At 63.2% G+C, this 16,128-nt stretch carries 14 protein-coding genes; 8 read left to right on the top strand and 6 right to left on the bottom strand.

Annotation, left to right across the window (positions count from 1 at the left end; all coding sequences use genetic code 11):
* The first annotated feature begins 30 nt into the window (after positions 1–30).
* From dapB to pheS, 3 genes are all read left to right on the top strand, one after another.
* Entirely contained in the window at positions 31–849 is an 819-nt protein-coding gene (gene dapB, locus Q0601_RS11540) for a 4-hydroxy-tetrahydrodipicolinate reductase (protein WP_305289982.1), read from the top strand.
* Positions 850–950: 101 nt separating this feature from the next.
* A complete protein-coding gene (locus Q0601_RS11535) occupies positions 951–2,261 on the top strand; it encodes a cytochrome P450 (RefSeq protein ID WP_370656125.1) in 1,311 nt (436 codons plus the stop codon).
* A gap of 186 nt (positions 2,262–2,447) precedes the next feature.
* Positions 2,448–3,527 carry a phenylalanine--tRNA ligase subunit alpha gene (gene pheS / locus Q0601_RS11530; RefSeq protein ID WP_305289980.1) on the top strand — a complete coding sequence of 360 codons (1,080 nt, stop codon included), beginning with the start codon at positions 2,448–2,450 and terminating at the stop codon, positions 3,525–3,527.
* Between the two features lie 330 nt (positions 3,528–3,857).
* On the opposite strand, the gene Q0601_RS11525 is transcribed toward pheS, so the two are convergent.
* The gene (locus tag Q0601_RS11525) at positions 3,858–4,724 is read right to left on the bottom strand and encodes an NAD(P)-dependent oxidoreductase (RefSeq protein WP_305289979.1); all 867 of its coding nucleotides are present in this window, start codon (positions 4,722–4,724) and stop codon (positions 3,858–3,860) included.
* Positions 4,725–4,892: 168 nt separating this feature from the next.
* Here Q0601_RS11525 and Q0601_RS11520 point away from each other — a divergent pair, with 168 nt between their 5' ends.
* Positions 4,893–7,307, top strand: coding sequence for a penicillin acylase family protein (locus Q0601_RS11520; RefSeq protein WP_305289978.1), 2,415 nt, complete (start codon positions 4,893–4,895; stop codon positions 7,305–7,307).
* A gap of 220 nt (positions 7,308–7,527) precedes the next feature.
* On the opposite strand, the gene Q0601_RS11515 is transcribed toward Q0601_RS11520, so the two are convergent.
* The 3 genes from Q0601_RS11515 to Q0601_RS11505 are packed head-to-tail and all read right to left on the bottom strand — an operon-like array spanning position 7,528 to position 10,618.
* Positions 7,528–8,358, bottom strand: a complete 831-nt coding sequence (locus Q0601_RS11515; protein ID WP_305289977.1) for an HTD2 family dehydratase — start codon at positions 8,356–8,358, stop codon at positions 7,528–7,530.
* Positions 8,355–9,455, bottom strand: a complete 1,101-nt coding sequence (locus Q0601_RS11510) for a CaiB/BaiF CoA transferase family protein (RefSeq protein ID WP_305289976.1) — start codon at positions 9,453–9,455, stop codon at positions 8,355–8,357. The genes Q0601_RS11515 and Q0601_RS11510 overlap by 4 nt, the downstream gene beginning before the upstream one ends.
* On the bottom strand, positions 9,455–10,618 hold the full coding sequence (locus Q0601_RS11505) for an acyl-CoA dehydrogenase family protein (RefSeq protein WP_305289975.1): 1,164 nt from the start codon (positions 10,616–10,618) through the stop codon (positions 9,455–9,457). Before Q0601_RS11505 ends, Q0601_RS11510 begins: the two co-directional genes overlap by 1 nt.
* A 105-nt stretch (positions 10,619–10,723) precedes the next feature.
* Between Q0601_RS11505 and Q0601_RS11500 the strand changes: the two genes are divergently transcribed.
* Positions 10,724–11,644: a LysR family transcriptional regulator gene (locus Q0601_RS11500; RefSeq protein ID WP_305289974.1), complete on the top strand. Its 921-nt coding sequence runs from the start codon at positions 10,724–10,726 to the stop codon at positions 11,642–11,644.
* Between the two features lie 46 nt (positions 11,645–11,690).
* Here Q0601_RS11500 and Q0601_RS11495 read toward each other — a convergent pair whose 3' ends face one another.
* Together Q0601_RS11495 and Q0601_RS11490 are read right to left on the bottom strand one after the other, a co-directional pair.
* Entirely contained in the window at positions 11,691–11,873 is a 183-nt protein-coding gene (locus Q0601_RS11495) for a hypothetical protein (protein ID WP_370656124.1), read from the bottom strand.
* 46 nt (positions 11,874–11,919) lie between these two features.
* Positions 11,920–12,798 carry a LysR family transcriptional regulator gene (locus Q0601_RS11490; RefSeq protein WP_305289972.1) on the bottom strand — a complete coding sequence of 293 codons (879 nt, stop codon included), beginning with the start codon at positions 12,796–12,798 and terminating at the stop codon, positions 11,920–11,922.
* A gap of 98 nt (positions 12,799–12,896) precedes the next feature.
* Here Q0601_RS11490 and Q0601_RS11485 point away from each other — a divergent pair, with 98 nt between their 5' ends.
* From Q0601_RS11485 to Q0601_RS11475, 3 genes are all read left to right on the top strand, one after another.
* Positions 12,897–13,484 carry an FMN-dependent NADH-azoreductase gene (locus Q0601_RS11485; protein WP_305289971.1) on the top strand — a complete coding sequence of 196 codons (588 nt, stop codon included), beginning with the start codon at positions 12,897–12,899 and terminating at the stop codon, positions 13,482–13,484.
* 424 nt (positions 13,485–13,908) lie between these two features.
* A complete protein-coding gene (gene ffh / locus Q0601_RS11480) occupies positions 13,909–15,405 on the top strand; it encodes a signal recognition particle protein (RefSeq protein WP_305289970.1) in 1,497 nt (498 codons plus the stop codon).
* A gap of 97 nt (positions 15,406–15,502) precedes the next feature.
* Complete coding sequence (locus Q0601_RS11475) at positions 15,503–16,024, top strand: GNAT family N-acetyltransferase (protein WP_305289969.1); 522 nt, start codon at positions 15,503–15,505, stop codon at positions 16,022–16,024.
* The last annotated feature ends 104 nt before the right edge of the window (positions 16,025–16,128 follow it).

Genomic DNA, 16,128 nt, shown 5'->3' with positions numbered 1-16,128 from the left:
ATAAAAGGGCCGAAATCATGGGGGTGACAGATGAGTGATCGGGAATTGCCGGGAATCGTGGTGACGGGCGCATCGGGCCGGATGGGACAGATGCTGGCCCGGCTGCTGCTGGAAAGCGAAACCGCCCGGCTGGTCGGCGTATTGGAACGCCCCGGCCATGACTGGATCGGGAAGGATATCGGCGAGGCCATGGGCGGCACGGCGGTCGGCGTGACGGTCAGCGACGACGCCGTGACCACGATCGCGCAGGCGCAGGCGGTGATCGATTTCACCACTCCGGCCGCCTCGGTCGCCTTCGCGGAACTGACCGCGCAGGCCCGCGCCGTGCATGTGATCGGCACGACCGGTTTCGAGGACGCCGATCTGGTGCCGCTGAAGGCCGCCGCCCGCCACGCGCCGATCATCCGGGCAGGGAACATGAGCCTTGGGGTCAATCTGCTGCTGGGGCTGACCCGCAAGGTCGCCGCCGCACTGGGCGAGGACTGGGATATCGAGGTGGTCGAGGCCCATCACCGCCATAAGGTCGACGCCCCGTCCGGCACCGCCCTGATGCTGGGTGAAGCCGCCGCCGAGGGTCGCGGCGCTTCGCTGGCCGACCTTCGCACCCCTGCCCGCGAGGGAATCACCGGCCCCCGCGAAACGGGCAGCATCGGCTTTTCCGCCATTCGCGGCGGCAATGTCGTTGGCGAGCATGACGTGATCTTCGCCGCCGATGGCGAACGCATCGTCCTGCGTCATCTGGCGACCGACCGGGCCATCTTCGCCCGGGGCGCGATTCGCGCCGCGCTTTGGGGGCAGGACAAGGGGCCGGGCGAATATGACATGGCGGATGTGCTGGGACTTGGCTGAACCCGGGGTAGCCCGGACAGAAAACCGCACTCCACTTTTCCCGAGAATGCTTTAATCTTGCACGCATGGCCCCGCGTGAACCCGTCAAAGTCCCCCTCTCCATGCGTCCGACGGGAATCCTTGGCACCGTTGCGATCGCGCGGCGCAATGTGCTGGAACTGATTCCCGGCATCGCGCTGCGCCAGCCCATCGTCTCGGGCCGCACGGGTCTGCGCTGGCATATGGTCATGGATCCGGACAGCCTGCGCCATATCCTCAAGGACCGGGTCGAGGATTACCCGAAATCCACCACCACCAAACTGATCCTCGAACCCGCCATCGGCAACAGCCTGTTCATCGCCGAGGGCGCGGAATGGCGCTGGCAGCGCCGCGCAGCCGCGCCCGCTTTTGCGCATCGTCATGTCGCGGCACTGGGCCCGGTGATGACGGCAGCGGCCGAGGCGTCATGCAGGCGGCTTGAGAATGCGTATCAGCCGGCCGATCTGTTCGCCGAAACCGTCGCCGCGACATTCGAGGTAATCTCGGACGTGACCTTCTCGGGCGGCGGCGGTTTCGACCGCGATGCCGTGCATCAGGCGATCGACGGCTATATCGCGCAAACGGCAAAGGTCTCGCTTCTGGATGTGCTGGGCCTGCCAGCATGGCTGCCGCGCCCGGGGCGGCTGATGTCCGGCGCGGGGCTGCAGCGGATGAAACAGATCGCGGATCAGGCCATCGCCCGCCGCGCGGAGGCCGCCGGAACCGATGGCCCGCCCGATCTGCTGGATCTGCTGCTGGACGCATCCGACCCGGAAACCGGGCGCAGCATGAGTCGTGGGGAATTGCGCGACAACCTGCTGACCTTCATCGTCGCCGGGCATGAAACCACGGCGCTTACGCTGGCATGGGCGCTGTATCTCTGCGCCTTCGACGCATCGGTGCAGGACCGCGCCGCGGCCGAGGCCCGCGCGGTGCTGAACGGCCGCGCCGCCGAGGCCGGGGATATCGCTGCGCTTCCCTATATCGGGCAGGTGGTGAACGAGGCGCTGCGCCTTTATCCCCCCGCCGCCTTCCTTGCCCGGACAGCGCGCGCGCCCGACCGGCTTTGCGGGCGTGAAATCCGGCCCGGCGATACGATCGTGCTGCCGATCTACGCCCTGCACCGGCATCATCTGCTCTGGCAGCGCCCCGACGCTTTTGATCCCGACCGTTTCGAAACCCCACCGGACCGCTTCGCCTTTCTGCCATTCGGCGCCGGCCCCCGCATCTGCATCGGCGCCAGCTTCGCCATTCAGGAAGCCGTAATCATCTTGGCCACGCTGCTCGACCGGTTCCGTTTCACCCCGGTTCCGGGCAGCAATCCGCAACCTCGCATGATCCTGACCCTGCGCCCGCATGGCGGTGTCTGGCTGAATGTCGCGCCACGGAACTGAAGGCCATCACCCTGGGCCGGAACATCGCGCCCCTTCTTCTTTGCTCAAATACCTGCGACATTTGCCACAGGCACATCCCTGCACGCCTGCCATTCTCCGGGTACTGGGGGAAAACCAAGCAGAAGGCTTTCCCCCCGCCGCATCTGGTGCTAGTTCATGCCCCGACATGACGCCGAGGCTAACCAAATGGATGATCTGACCCCGCTGCGCCAGCAATGGCTGGACCGTATCAAATCCGCCGCCGACCCCGCCTCTATCGAAGAGGTCAGGCTGGCGGCGCTTGGCAAAAAGGGCGAGATCAGCCTGAAAATGCGCGAACTGGGCAGGATGACCCCGGAAGAGCGTCAGACCAAGGGCCGCGCCCTGAACGAATTGCGCGACGAGATCGACACCGCTCTGCGCGCCCGCAAGGCCGCGCTGGAAGATGCCGCGCTGGAAGCTCGTCTGGCAGAGGAATGGCTGGACGTGACATTGCCCGGCCGCCCGCGTGCGCAGGGCACGATCCATCCGATTTCGCAGGTCATGGACGAAATCGCGGCGATCTTCGCCGATATGGGCTTTGCCGTGGCCGAGGGGCCGCAGGTGGAATCCGACTGGTACAATTTCGACGCCCTGAACATCGCCCCCGAACATCCCGCCCGGCAAGAGCATGACACGTTCTTCATGCACCGCGCCGAGGGTGACGACCGCCCGCCGCATGTGCTGCGCACCCATACCTCGCCCGTGCAGATCCGCGCGATGGAGGAACATGGCACACCCATCCGGGTGATCGCGCCGGGGCGCACCTATCGGATGGATATGGACCAGACCCATACGCCGATGTTCCATCAGCTCGAAGGGCTGGCCATCGACCGGGATATTTCCATGGCACATCTGAAATGGGTGCTGGAAGAATTCTATTCCGCGTTTTTTGGCACCCGCGTGAAAACCCGCTTCCGCGCCTCGCATTTCCCCTTTACCGAACCTTCGGCAGAGGTCGATATCCAATGCTCATGGGAAGGCGGCCAGCTTCGCGTCGGCGAAGGCGACGGATGGCTGGAGGTGACCGGTTCGGGCATGGTGCATCCGCATGTGCTGCGCTCTGCCGGGGTGGATCCGGATCAGTGGCAGGGCTTTGCCTTCGGTATGGGGATCGACCGGCTGGCGATGCTGAAATACGGCATCCCCGACCTGCGCGCCTTCTTCGAATCGGATCTGCGCTGGCTGCGCCATTACGGCTTTGCGGCGGGGAACGTCCCCAGCCTTAGCGGCGGGCTGTCGCGTTAAACGCCGTTCGCTGCACTGCGACAGATGTTCACAACCCGTCAGATCTTGACTGAAACATTGCTTCCCCACCCCTTCGAAGCCGGGTAGCGCCCAACCGCGGGTGGGCGCCCCGGCACCTGTAGTCAGCACTTTATGGCGCAACCCCGATTGACGCCGCCCTCACAGGATAACATCACCAAAGCGCCCGCCCGTTCGGGCGGCCGGGCGCTGCCCGGCGGGCCTGTGGCCCTTGATTCCGGGCGGGGACATAGAGGCTCTTTTTAGCGTGTCGATTCGCTCTAACGCGGTGCTATCGCCGGGCGGCAGGCAAACATCGCCTCTCGCCCATCGCTATTTCACCAGCCGCGCAATCAAGGACGAGGTATCCCAGCGGCCACCGCCCATAGTCTGAACCTCTTTGTAGAATTGATCGACCAAGGCAGTCACCGGCAGCAAGGCACCGATTTCATCCCCTGCAGCCAGACAGATCGCCAGATCCTTGCGCATCCAGTCCACCGCGAAACCGTGATCGAACTCGCCCGCCGCCATCGTTTCGTGGCGGTTCGCCATCTGCCAGCTTCCGGCGGCGCCTTGGCTGATGACCTCAACCACCTGCGCGGTATCCAGCCCCGCCTTTTGCGCGAAGGCCAGCGATTCCGACAGGCCCTGTACCAGTCCGGCGATTGCGATCTGATTGCACATCTTGGTGATCTGGCCCGCGCCCACATCGCCCAGCCGGCGGCAAATCTTGGCATAGGCACCGATCACCGGCGCGGCACGGTCGAAATCGTCCTGATCACCGCCACACATCACGGAAAGCTGTCCGTTCTCGGCCCCTGCCTGCCCGCCCGAGATCGGCGCATCGACATAGCCCAGCCCGGCCTTGCGCGCCGCCTCGGCCAGCTCACGGGTGACAGCGGCGGAAACCGTGGTGTGATCGACAAAAATCGCGCCCTTTTCCATGCCAGCAAATGCGCCATCCTCACCCAGGCAGACCGAGCGCAGATCGTCGTCATTGCCGACACAGGACATGACGAAGGCCGCGCCGGCCGCCGCCTCGCGCGGGGTCGAGGCGGATCCGCCGCCATGCTGTCCGGCCCATTTCCGCGCCTTCTCGGCAGTCCGGTTATAGACGGTGACGTCGTGCCCGGCCGATTGCAGATGCCCCGCCATCGGATAGCCCATCACGCCCATTCCCAGAAATGCCAGTTTCGCCATTGTCCCCTCCTTCAGGTGATAGATGCGTCAATATCGCCTCCGCCACTCGTTGAAATGCGTGCGCGGCTGCCTTATGCAGCACCCCACCACCCCGGCGCATCAGGGTCAAGCGCCAAAGAAACGCCGAGGCCAAGCTGACGGATCGCCATTCATGGAACATCCCTTCTGATGCTGAAACTTTTCCGCTGGCTTCTCTGGCTGACAGTGACATTGATTCTGCTGCTGGTGGCGGGGGCGGTGCTGATCTGGTATTTCGCCATACGCTCGCTGCCTGACTACAATGGCAGCTATGAGATGGCGGGCATTTCCGCACCGGTCGAAATCGTCCGCTCGACCGAGAATGTGCCGCATATCTTCGGGGAAACGGACGAGGACGTCTTTTTTGCGCTGGGCGTGGCCCATGCGCAGGACCGGCTGTTCCAGCTGACCGTCCTGCGCCGCGCCGCACAGGGGCGGTTGTCCGAGATTTACGGCGCGACGGCCTTTCCGCTGGACAATCTTGCCCGGCGGCTGGGGCTGCAGGAACGCGCCGAGGCGTCGGTCGCGGCGCAAGACAGCGAAACCCTGTCCGCGCTCGAGGCATATTCTGCCGGGATCAACGAATGGATCAGGCAGGTCAACGAAAACGCCATGGGCAAGGGCGCGCCCGAATTCTTTCTGTTTCCCGATCAGATCACCTATTGGCAGCCCGCCGATTCGCTGGCCATCCTCAAGCTGCTTGCCGCAAGCAGCAGCCGCGCGGTGGGCGACGAAATCCTGCGCGCCCGGCTGTCGCTGGCATGGCCCGAACAGGGCCCCGCGTTCCTTTCGCCGAATGATCCCGTTCCGGCGCCATATGCCTCGTTGTTTCCGGGCGCCAGAATGGCCCCGCCCCGGCGCAGCCTTCCCGAAAACGCATATCCGGATCTGCGCGGGTTCCTGCATCCGGGGATCGGCCTTGGCGCGAATGGCTTTGCGGCGTCAAGCGACCGGACGGCGGCGGATGGCTCGTTGCTGGCCAATGACCCGCAGACGCCGCTGACCGTGCCCGGCCTGTTCTATCTGGCACGGCTGGAACTGACATCGGGCGGCGCGATCGGGGCGACAATTCCGGGAATTCCCGCGATCTGGTCTGGCAGGAATCAAGATCTGGCATGGGGGCTGACCCCCGCAGCCGTCGATGATGCCGATATTCACATCGAGGAAGTCCAGCCCGGCGCCTCGGATCGCTATCTGGGCCTGAGAGGATGGACCCAATTCAAGACCGACAGCGCGGTGATCAGGATACTGGACGGTCAGAGCCAAAGGATCACCCTGCGGGAAACCGAAAACGGCCCCCTTGTTCCCGGCATCGATCCCGGTCTGGACGATGTTATTCCGTCCGGACATGTCGCTTCGCTAAGCTGGACCGGGCTTTCGCGCGAGGATCGGACCATGTCGGCCCTGATCGGCCTGATGCGCTCGGACAGCCGCGAAACGGCAGCGAAAGCAATGGAAATGACGGTTGCTCCTGCGTTGTCGGCGACGCTCGCGGATAAGGCTGGCGTCACGCAGATCATCGCAGGCGCCCGGCCCATGCGCCCCGACGGTAACCCCACGGGCGGCATGATGCCCAGCCCCGGATGGCTTCCCGAAGCACGGTGGACGGGGATTTCATCCATTGCCGATGAAGCCGATCAGGGACAGCTTGCGCCCGGCATGGTGCTGGCGACGGAAGAGGGGCCGGACGGGCTGCGGCGGAGACGGCTTGCCTATCTGCTGATGGACCGCGAGGTGCATTCGCGCGACAGTTTCATCGCCACCCAGCTTGATGTCGTCAGCCCCGCCGCGCGGGCCCTGCTGCCCCTTGTCGGGGCCAATCTCTGGTTCAGCGGCGAACCCACCGAGGCCGGCTCGCCAGAGCGTCAGCGACAGGATGCCCTGAACCTGCTGGCCGAATGGGACGGCGAAATGAGCGAGCATCTGCCCGAACCGCTGATCTATGCCGCATGGATGCGCGAGTTGCAGAAACGCCTGATTCAGGACGAGTTGGGCCCGCCGGCAGAGGATATCACCCAGCTTCATCCCGCCTTTATCGAGGCGGTATTCCGGAACCGCAACGGCGCGTCGCGCTGGTGCAATATCATTCAAAGCGCCCCTGATGAGGATTGCACCACCATCGCGCGGCAAGCGCTGGACCGGGCCATTATAGACCTGACAGAGCGTTTCGGCCCCGAGGTCGCAAGCTGGCGATGGGGCGACGTGCATTATGTGCGCCAGAACCATCCGGCATTGGGCGGCATCTCGGGGCTGGGCTGGATCATGAACCTGACGCAGACGGTTTCGGGCGGCGAATACACCCTTGCGCGCAGCGGCCTGCTTGGCAGCGGGAACAATCCCTATCAGGCGATCAACGGAGCGGGCTATCGCGGCGTTTACGATCTGGCCGATCCGGACAGTTCGGTTTTCATAATCTCGACCGGCCAAAGCGGCCACCCGTTTTCAAGCCATTATGACGATCTGGCCGAATTATGGCGGCGCGGCGAATATATCGGCATGTCGCTTGACCCCGGGCTGGCCCGCGCCGCCGCTGTCGGCGTGACAAGGCTTGAACCGGCGCAATAAGGCGTTTCGGGTTTATCCGGATCAGACGGTCCTTCGTCAACCAAACATCATTGGTCTGCGTCCTGCGATAGCTTGAGGCGCTGCCCGTCGCCGGCAGGTCTCCTGGACCGATGGCGCGACCCGCCGGCACCCCAGAGGTATTTGGACAAAGAAGAAGCAGCGGTGAATTCGCTGTTTTTCGGAATTGGGCGGTCGGTAATCCGGCACGATCGCCTCGTCTTCACTCTGCCTGCGCCGTCATCGCGACGGGGCCATCGGCATAGCTGGTCCACAGCGTCAGCCGCCCTTCCTCTTCGGTTGCGTTCAGCGTGAAATTCGCGTTGTCGAACAGCGGCGACAGGCTGCGGAACTCGAAGCTTGCGGGACGGCGGCCCATGATATCGGCGGCAAGCTGCGCCAGCATCGTCGCCTGCATCGGGCCATGGACGATCAGCCCCGGATAGCCCTCCTCCTTGCGGGTATAAGGTGCGTCATAATGGATCCGGTGACCGTTGAAAGTAAGCGCCGAATAGCGGAACAGCAGCGGAGCAGATGGCACGATCTCGATGCGATGCGCGCCATGCGGTGCCGGGGGCAGCGCTTTCTTGGTCGCGCCGGGGCGGTCGGCTTCGCGGTAGACGATATCCTGCCGCTCGGTCAGCACCAGCCGCCCGTCGCTTTCGATCCGGTGTCTGACGACGACGAAGCATAACGGGCCGCCGCGCCCCTGTTTCAGCGAGACATCGCGAATCTCGGAATGTCGCGTGACGGTTTCGCCGATGCGGATATCGTCATGGAAGGCGAATGCGCCGCCCGCCCACATCCGCCGGGGCAGGGGCACCGGGGGCAGGAATCCGCCCCGCGCCGGATGCCCGTCCGGGCCAAGCTCCTGAGTGGAAACCACCGCCGGGGCAAGGCAAAGGTGGATCAGCAGCGGCGCGATATCACCGTCTTGCGTGCCGCCCGCAAGCCCGAATGTGGCATTGAACCGTTCCGCGGCGGCGGGTGTCAGCAATTCGGACCTGACCTCTTCCCTGCCGATCCATTGGCGCAGATGATCGATATCGGTCATGTCCTGCTCTTTCCGTCAGGCAGCGCGGGAACCGGGCCATAGCGCCGGGGTTCGCCATCGAAGATTGCCGCGGGCGCGGGGATCGAAACCGGCCCGTTCGGTGTCTCGACGGTGACCCGGCGCAGATGCGGATGAGCCGACAGCCCCGCCATGTCATTGACCACGGCAAGGGCCAGATCGGCCTTCAGCAATACCTCCACCGCGTCTTCCATGTCTCGCCTTGCAAAGCCTTCGCCCACGATTGCATCGGTTTCGGCACGGTTGGCGACACGGGAGACATTGTCGGCGAAACGCGGATCGGCGGCCAGATCCGGCCTGTCCAGAAAGATTTCGGCCAGCTTGCGCCATTCCCGGTCGCTTTGCACCGAGATCAGGATCGCCTGATCGTCCCGGGTCCGGAAAACCCCGTAGGGCGCGATAGACGGATGGGCCATGCCGATCCGCCGGGGCGGTTTCCCGCCTTCGTGCATCAGCAGCGGCACTGTCAGCCAATCGGCCATCACGTCAAACATCGAAACCGAGATATGCCCGCCCCTGCCCGTGATCCCCCGCCGGATCAGGGCTTCCAATATGGCGGCATGGGCGCTTGCCCCGGTGGCGATATCGACGATGGATATCCCCACGCGCGCGGGTTCATCCGGACCGCCGGTGATCGAGCAAAGCCCGGACTCGGCCTGTATCAGCAGGTCGTAAGCCTTGCGGTCTGCCATTGGGCCTTCCTCGCCATAGCCGGTGATGGAACAGGCGATCAGGCGCGGATAATCCCGCGCCAGCCGTTCCGGGCCGAATCCCAGACGCGCCAATGCGCCCCGCTTGAGGTTCTGCACCAGCACATCCGCATCTTCCAGCAACCGCGCCAATCCGGCTTTGCCCTCTGCCGAGCGCAAATCCAGCACCACGGATTCCTTGCCGCGATTCAGCCAGACGAAATAGCTGGACTGACCCTGCGCCACATCGTCGTAACCGCGGGCGAAATCGCCCTCGGGCCGCTCGATCTTGACTACCCGCGCCCCGGCATCCGCCAGACGCGAACTCGTGAAGGGCGCGGCGACCGCCTGTTCGATCGCGATGACGGTCAGACCTTCAAGCGGCAGCATCAGAAAGACCTTGGCAGGCCAAGCACATGCTCGGCGACATAGGACAGGATCAGATTGGTCGAGATCGGCGCAACCTGATACAGGCGGGTTTCGCGGAACTTGCGCTCGACATCGTATTCGCAGGCGAAACCGAAACCGCCATGGAACTGAAGGCAGGCATTCGCGGCCTCCCAGCTTGCCTTGGCGGCCAGATATTTGGCCATATTGGCCTGCGCTCCGCAGGGCTGATGCGCATCGTAAAGCCGCGCCGCCTCGTAACGCATCAGATTGGCGGCCTCGACCTCGATGAAACTTTCGGCGATCGGGAATTGCACGCCCTGATTCTGGCCGATGGGACGACCGAAGACATTACGCTCGCTGACATATTTCGAAACCCGGTCGATGAACCAGTAGCCGTCCCCGATACATTCCGCCGCGATCAGCGTGCGTTCGGCATTCAGCCCGGTCAGGATGTATTTGAACCCCTGCCCCTCTTCCCCGATCAGATTCCCGGCCGGGATTTCAAGGTTGTCAAAGAACAGCTCGTTCGTTTCGTGGTTCACCATATTCGGGATCGGGCGGACGGTCATGCCGGATTTCATCGCCTCCCTGATATCGACGATAAAGATCGAAAGCCCTTCGGATTTCTTCTTCACCTCGGCCAGCGGGGTCGTCCGCGCCAGAAGGATCATCAGATCCGAATGCTGTACGCGGCTGATCCAGACCTTCTGACCGTTGATCACATAACGGTCGCCCTTCCTGATGGCGGTGGTCTTGATCTTTGTCGTATCGGTGCCGGTGGTCGGTTCCGTCACGCCCATGCTTTGCAGGCGTAATTCGCCGGTGGCAATCCGCGGCAGATATGTCTGCCGCTGCTCTGCCGAACCGTGACGGATCAGCGTGTTCATATTGTACATCTGGCCGTGACAGGCGCCCGAATTGCCCCCGGCCCGGTTGATTTCCTCCATGATGACCGTCGCCTCGGTCAGGCCAAGGCCCGATCCGCCATATTCCTCGGGGATAAGCGCCGCCATCCAGCCCGCACGCGTCAATGCCTCGACGAATTCCTCGGGATACCCGCGCTGCTCGTCGATCTTGCGGTGATATTCGTCGGGAAATTCCGCACAAAGCGCGCGAACCGCGTCGCGGATATCCTGAAACCTGTCATATCCAATAGTTTGCATGTCAATCCTCATCAGATCGCGCTCATGACTGGCGCGATCCATATTATAATGCAAATATATATTGTATCTTACATCCATATAAAAACGGTATATCAAGGTTCCACCATGGATATCAGGCAGTTGCGCTACTTCGTGGCGATTACCGACGAAGGCTCGTTCTCGCGCGCGGCCGAGAGGCTGCATATCGCCCAGCCCGCGCTGTCCCTGCATGTGCGCAAGATGGAAGAGGCGCTGGGCACGCGGCTTCTGCTGCGCCACTCCAGTGGCGTCACGCCGACCGAGGCCGGTTTGCGCCTGATCGAACGCGCAAGGCGGCTGTTGTCGGAATTCGATCAGATGCACGAAGACATGCGCCAGATCGGTAAGGAACCGGGCGGCACGGTCAGGATCGGCCTTCCGGGAACCATCAGCGATATCCTTTCGGTCCCGCTGATCGCGCATCTGCACGAACGCCATCCCGGCATCAAGCTGATCGTCGCCGAGGCCATGAGCGGATTCGTCGGCGAATGGCTGGAAGAGGGCAGGATCGATCTGGGAGTCCTATATGGGACGGGAAATCGCAAACATATCCGGCTGACACCGCTACTGCGGGAGGAACTGGTGATTCTGCTGCCGCCAAAGGTCACGCCTCCTGCGCCTGTCACGCTGGCGGCGCTGGCCGATATGCCGCTGATCCTTCCCAGTTCATCCCACGGACTGCGCCGCATGATCGAACAGCATCTGCTGGACAATGGGCTATCTGCCAGCCCGGCAATCGAGGTGGACAGCTACAACTGCATCAAGCGGCTGGTTCAGGATGGTTTCGGCTGCTCGATCCTGCCTGTCCACGCAGTTGCCGAAGCATCCCGCAACGGGCTTTTGCAGGCCCTGCCCTTCACCGATCAACCGATCTGGCGCGGCGCTTATCTGGCCCGGCATCCGACCCGGATCCTGTCGCGGGCGGCATCGCTCGCCAGCCGATCATTGCAGGAGATCACCGCTGGCCTGATCTCTGACGGTATCTGGCTGGGCGCAAGCGACGCATAAGCGGCAATCTCTGCGATCATATCCCGCAGAAAGGAAACCCAGGTGGTTACTTGTCGTTCCGGCGGATGAACAGCTCGAATCCCAGATAAAGCCCCGCCGCCGCGAACAGGATTGCCCAGAACGGGTTGCCGTTCGCCAACTCTACCCCGGCCCAGATCAGCGGCAATACCACGCAGAGGATCCGCACCCACAAGGGCCGGAAGAACGGAGCATTCGGATCTACCAGCATCATATCTCCTGTTGTCAGTCAGCCCGACGAATCTGCGTCGTCCGTATCAATCCCGGCCGGTGTCTTTTGGCATCTCTTCCCGCAGGGCTTCAAGTGCCGCCTGCACCTTCGGAGCGCGATGCATATCCACATGCGTGACCAGCCACAGGCGCGTTTCCCATTCCGGCGGGCTCATGACATTGACCAGACCGCCTGCCCGAAAACCGGGCAGAACGCCAAGCGCTTCTCCCCCTTTCACGACCGCGCCAAGCGCGTCGCCGTCATTACTGACGAATACGAAATTGGCTGCCGGAACCCGCTCTTCCAGCCAGCGCATGAATGGCGCCCGCTGCCCGTCCGCTCCGGGCAGGGGCATGGCGAAACGATGGGCGGCCAGATCCCCCTCGACGGGACCGTAGCTATCCAGATATGCGGGCGCGGCATACAGGACCGGGCGGATCGCCAGCAAAGGACGGACGACATAATCCGGCTGGGTCGGCTGCGCCCCGGCGCGGATCGCAAGATGGGCTTCGCCCACCGCCAGCCGATACATCCTTGCATCGGTCATATAACGAAGCCGCAATCCGGGGTGACGTTTCAGCAACCGCATCAGGCGCGGCATCACCTCATCCGCCAGATCGGGCAGCGAGGTCACGACCAGCTCGCCCTCGATCCGGTCGCCGGCCCCGGCAATCCGCGAGGCCATCTGCGCGATACGCTCATCCGCCTCGCCACCCATGCGCAGCAGCAATTGCCCCGCCTCGGTCATGGCATAGCCGCGCGCGTGACGCTGGAACAACCGCGTGCCCAGCTGCGCCTCCAACGCATCCACGCGGCGGATCACCGTCGCATGATGCACGCCAAGCATTTCCGCGGCGCCGCTGACCGTTCCGGTACGGGCCACGGCCAATGCCGTGCGGATATCGTCCCAGCTTTCGATATTCATGTGCATCCTCGCACAGAGGCTGCGCATTTATCGCCATTTTGTTCGGGTTTGCAAAGGTATATCTGACAGCCAAGAACAAATCCGAAGGAACGAGACAGATGCATATTCTTCATATCGACAGCGCCGTCACGGGCGAGGATTCGGTTTCCCGCAAACTGACCGCCGATATCGTGGCCAGGCTGACATCGAAAAATCCCGGCGCCACGGTGACCTATCGCGACCTGAACGAGGGCGTTCCGGCCATCGATACCGAATGGTATCGCGGCGTCCGCCTTGCCCCCGAGAATCCGACAGCCGAACAGCAGAAGCGTATCGACGCCTCGGACGCCTATCTGAAAGAGCTGCAGGATGCCGATGTGCTGGTCCTTGCCTCGCCGATCTATAATTTCGGCATCACCGCGCAGGTGAAGAACTGGATCGACCAGATTACCCGCGCAGGCATCACCTTCCGTTATTCCGAAGCGGGGCCGGAAGGTCTGCTGAAAGGCAAACGCGCCATCATCGTCTATAGCGCGGCCGGAACGCCGAAAGGATCCGAACTCGACTTCGCCTCGGGTTATCTGCGCCACATCCTGGGCTTCAACGGCATCACCGATGTGGAATTCGTCGTTGCCGACCGTCTGGCCATGGACCGCGATGCCGGGCTGGCACGGGCGAAAGAGGCGCTGGACAACCTGGCCGCCTGAAATTTACCTGCTTGCCTATCGAATTAGGGGGCTGCGACTGCCGCAGCCCCTTTTTCATGTTCGGGATATGGTCCCGGAGCAGGCATCCATTTTCCGGCTATGGTTGAAGAACCACGGTTTTCACCGGCTCGGACAACACGAGTTCAGGCGGTTCCGCAGCCGGACCGAAGTTGCAGGTCACGGTATCCTTGTCAAAACATATCGCAAGCTGCGCATCCCGATTCCCAAGATCGCCGGAACCGAAAAGCGCATTTGTTGACTCACCCCCGGTTTTCGCATATCAGACAGCGAATTCCCGGAAGGTTTGTCCTTCCGGTCCCCGTTTACCGCGGGGATCGCCCCCCGTCAGCGCGTTGCGCCCACGGGGGCATTCGTGCTTTGAACCGGCCTTCCGGGGCCACCGATGAACCGCAGGAGGCCCGCGATGTTCGAGAACCTGTCCGACCGGCTTGGCGGCGTCTTCGACCGGCTGACCAAGCAAGGTGCGCTGTCCGAAGACGATGTCAGGACCGCCATGCGCGAGGTTCGCGTGGCGCTGCTGGAAGCCGATGTCTCGCTGCCCGTGGCCCGCAGCTTCGTCAAGGCCGTCACCGCAAAGGCCACCGGCTCCGCCGTCACGAAATCCGTGACGCCCGGCCAGCAGGTCGTCAAGATCGTCCATGACGAACTGATCAAGGTCCTGCAGGGCGAGGACGAGCCCGAAGCCCTGCGCATCGACAACCCGCCCGCGCCCATCCTGATGGTGGGCCTGCAGGGTTCGGGAAAAACCACCACGACCGCGAAACTGGCCCGCCGCCTGCAAGAGCGCGAGAAGAAGCGCGTGCTGATGGCCAGCCTCGACACCAACCGCCCGGCCGCGATGGAGCAATTGGCCGTGCTGGGTCAGCAGATCGGCGTTGATACCCTGCCCATCGTCAAGGGCGAATCCGCGACCCAGATCGCCAAACGCGCCAAACAGCAGGCATCGCTTGGCGGCTATGACGTGTTTATCCTCGATACCGCAGGCCGGCTGCATATCGATCAGGTGCTGATGGACGAGGTGCAGGCCGTCCGCGATATCGCCCAGCCGCGCGAAACCCTGCTGGTCGTCGATGGCCTCACCGGTCAAGACGCGGTGAATGTCGCCACCGAATTCGACGGCAAGGTCGGCGTCTCGGGCGTGATCCTGACCCGGATGGATGGCGATGGTCGCGGCGGCGCCGCACTGTCCATGCGCCAGATCACCGGCAAGCCGATCCGCTTCGTGGGCCTTGGCGAAAAGATGGACGCGCTGGAAAGCTTCGACGCGCAGCGTATCGCCGGCCGCATTCTCGGCATGGGCGATATCGTCGCGCTTGTCGAAAAGGCGCAAGAGGTGCTGGAGGTCGAACAGGCCGAACGCATGATGAAGCGGTTCCAGAAGGGCTTGTTCAACATGAACGACCTGAAGGGCCAGCTTGAGCAGATGCAGAAGATGGGCGGCATGCAGTCGATCATGGGCATGATGCCCGGCATGCAGAAAATGGCCAAGCAGGCCGAGGCCGCAGGCATGGACGACACCGCCGTGCGCCGCCAGATCGCCCTGATCAGTGCCATGACAAAGAAAGAGCGGGCCAATCCGGCACTTCTTCAGGCCAGCCGCAAGAAACGCATCGCGACCGGTGCCGGGCTGGATGTGGCCGAACTGAACCGGCTGCTGAAGATGCAGCGCCAGATGGCCGATACGATGAAGAAGATGGGCAAGATGGGCAAGGGCGGCATAATGAAACAGGCCATGCGCGCCATGACCGGAAAGGGCGGCGGATTGCCCGATATGGCCAGTGCCGATCCCGCGAAAATGGCCGAGGCCACAAAGATGCTTCAGGATCCCAAAGGGTTGGGCGGCCAGCTTGGCAAGGCCGGATTGCCCGGCGGGCTCAGCGGATTGTTTCCGAAGAAATAACCGCAATGCAGCCTCAACCGATCAGTTTGCCCAGACCGCACCCTTTTGAACGCGATGGCGGAAATGCTCTGGCGAACGGTTTCCGGGTGTCGTCGTCATGACCCTGATTTCCGCCGAGATCCCGGTTATCGAGACCGGGCGCCTGATCCTGCGTGAACCGCGTATGGCGGATTTCGAGGCGCATGCCGCCTTCCTCACATCCGGGCGCGCGCAATTCGTCGGCGGGCCCCTTGATCGCGCGCAGGCATGGCGCGGCTTTTCCTCGGGCTTTGGGCATTGGATATTGCTGGGCTTCGGAATGTGGACGATCGAGGAAAAGGCAACCCGTCAGCCCGCCGGGCGTGTCGGCATCCTGAATCCCGAAGGCTGGCCGGAACCCGAACTCGGCTGGCATGTCTATGACGGCTTCGAAGGCAGGGGCATCGCGCATGAAGCCGCCCTCGCTGCCCGCCGCGCCGCCGGAACGCATTTCGGCATATTCGCCCCGATCTCGTTCATCGTACCCGAAAACACCCGCTCGCGCCGCCTCGCGGAACGGCTTGGCGCCACCGTCGAGCGCGAGGGCGAGGTGCTCGGCCATCCCTGCCTCGTCTACCGCCATCCAAGGGAGGCAAGCTGATGTCCTTCTTCTTTGTCCAAATACCTTCCGAGGACGCAGTTTGGCACGCCACCGCTTCGGGAACCATCCGGCGACGGGGACAGACGCCCCCCGCCCCACAGACG

It is taken from the genome of Paracoccus wurundjeri (assembly GCF_030678915.1).
Classification (GTDB): domain Bacteria; phylum Pseudomonadota; class Alphaproteobacteria; order Rhodobacterales; family Rhodobacteraceae; genus Paracoccus; species Paracoccus onubensis_A.
Note: the sequence above shows the minus strand (reverse complement) of the source record. Positions and strands in the feature narration are given on the sequence as shown.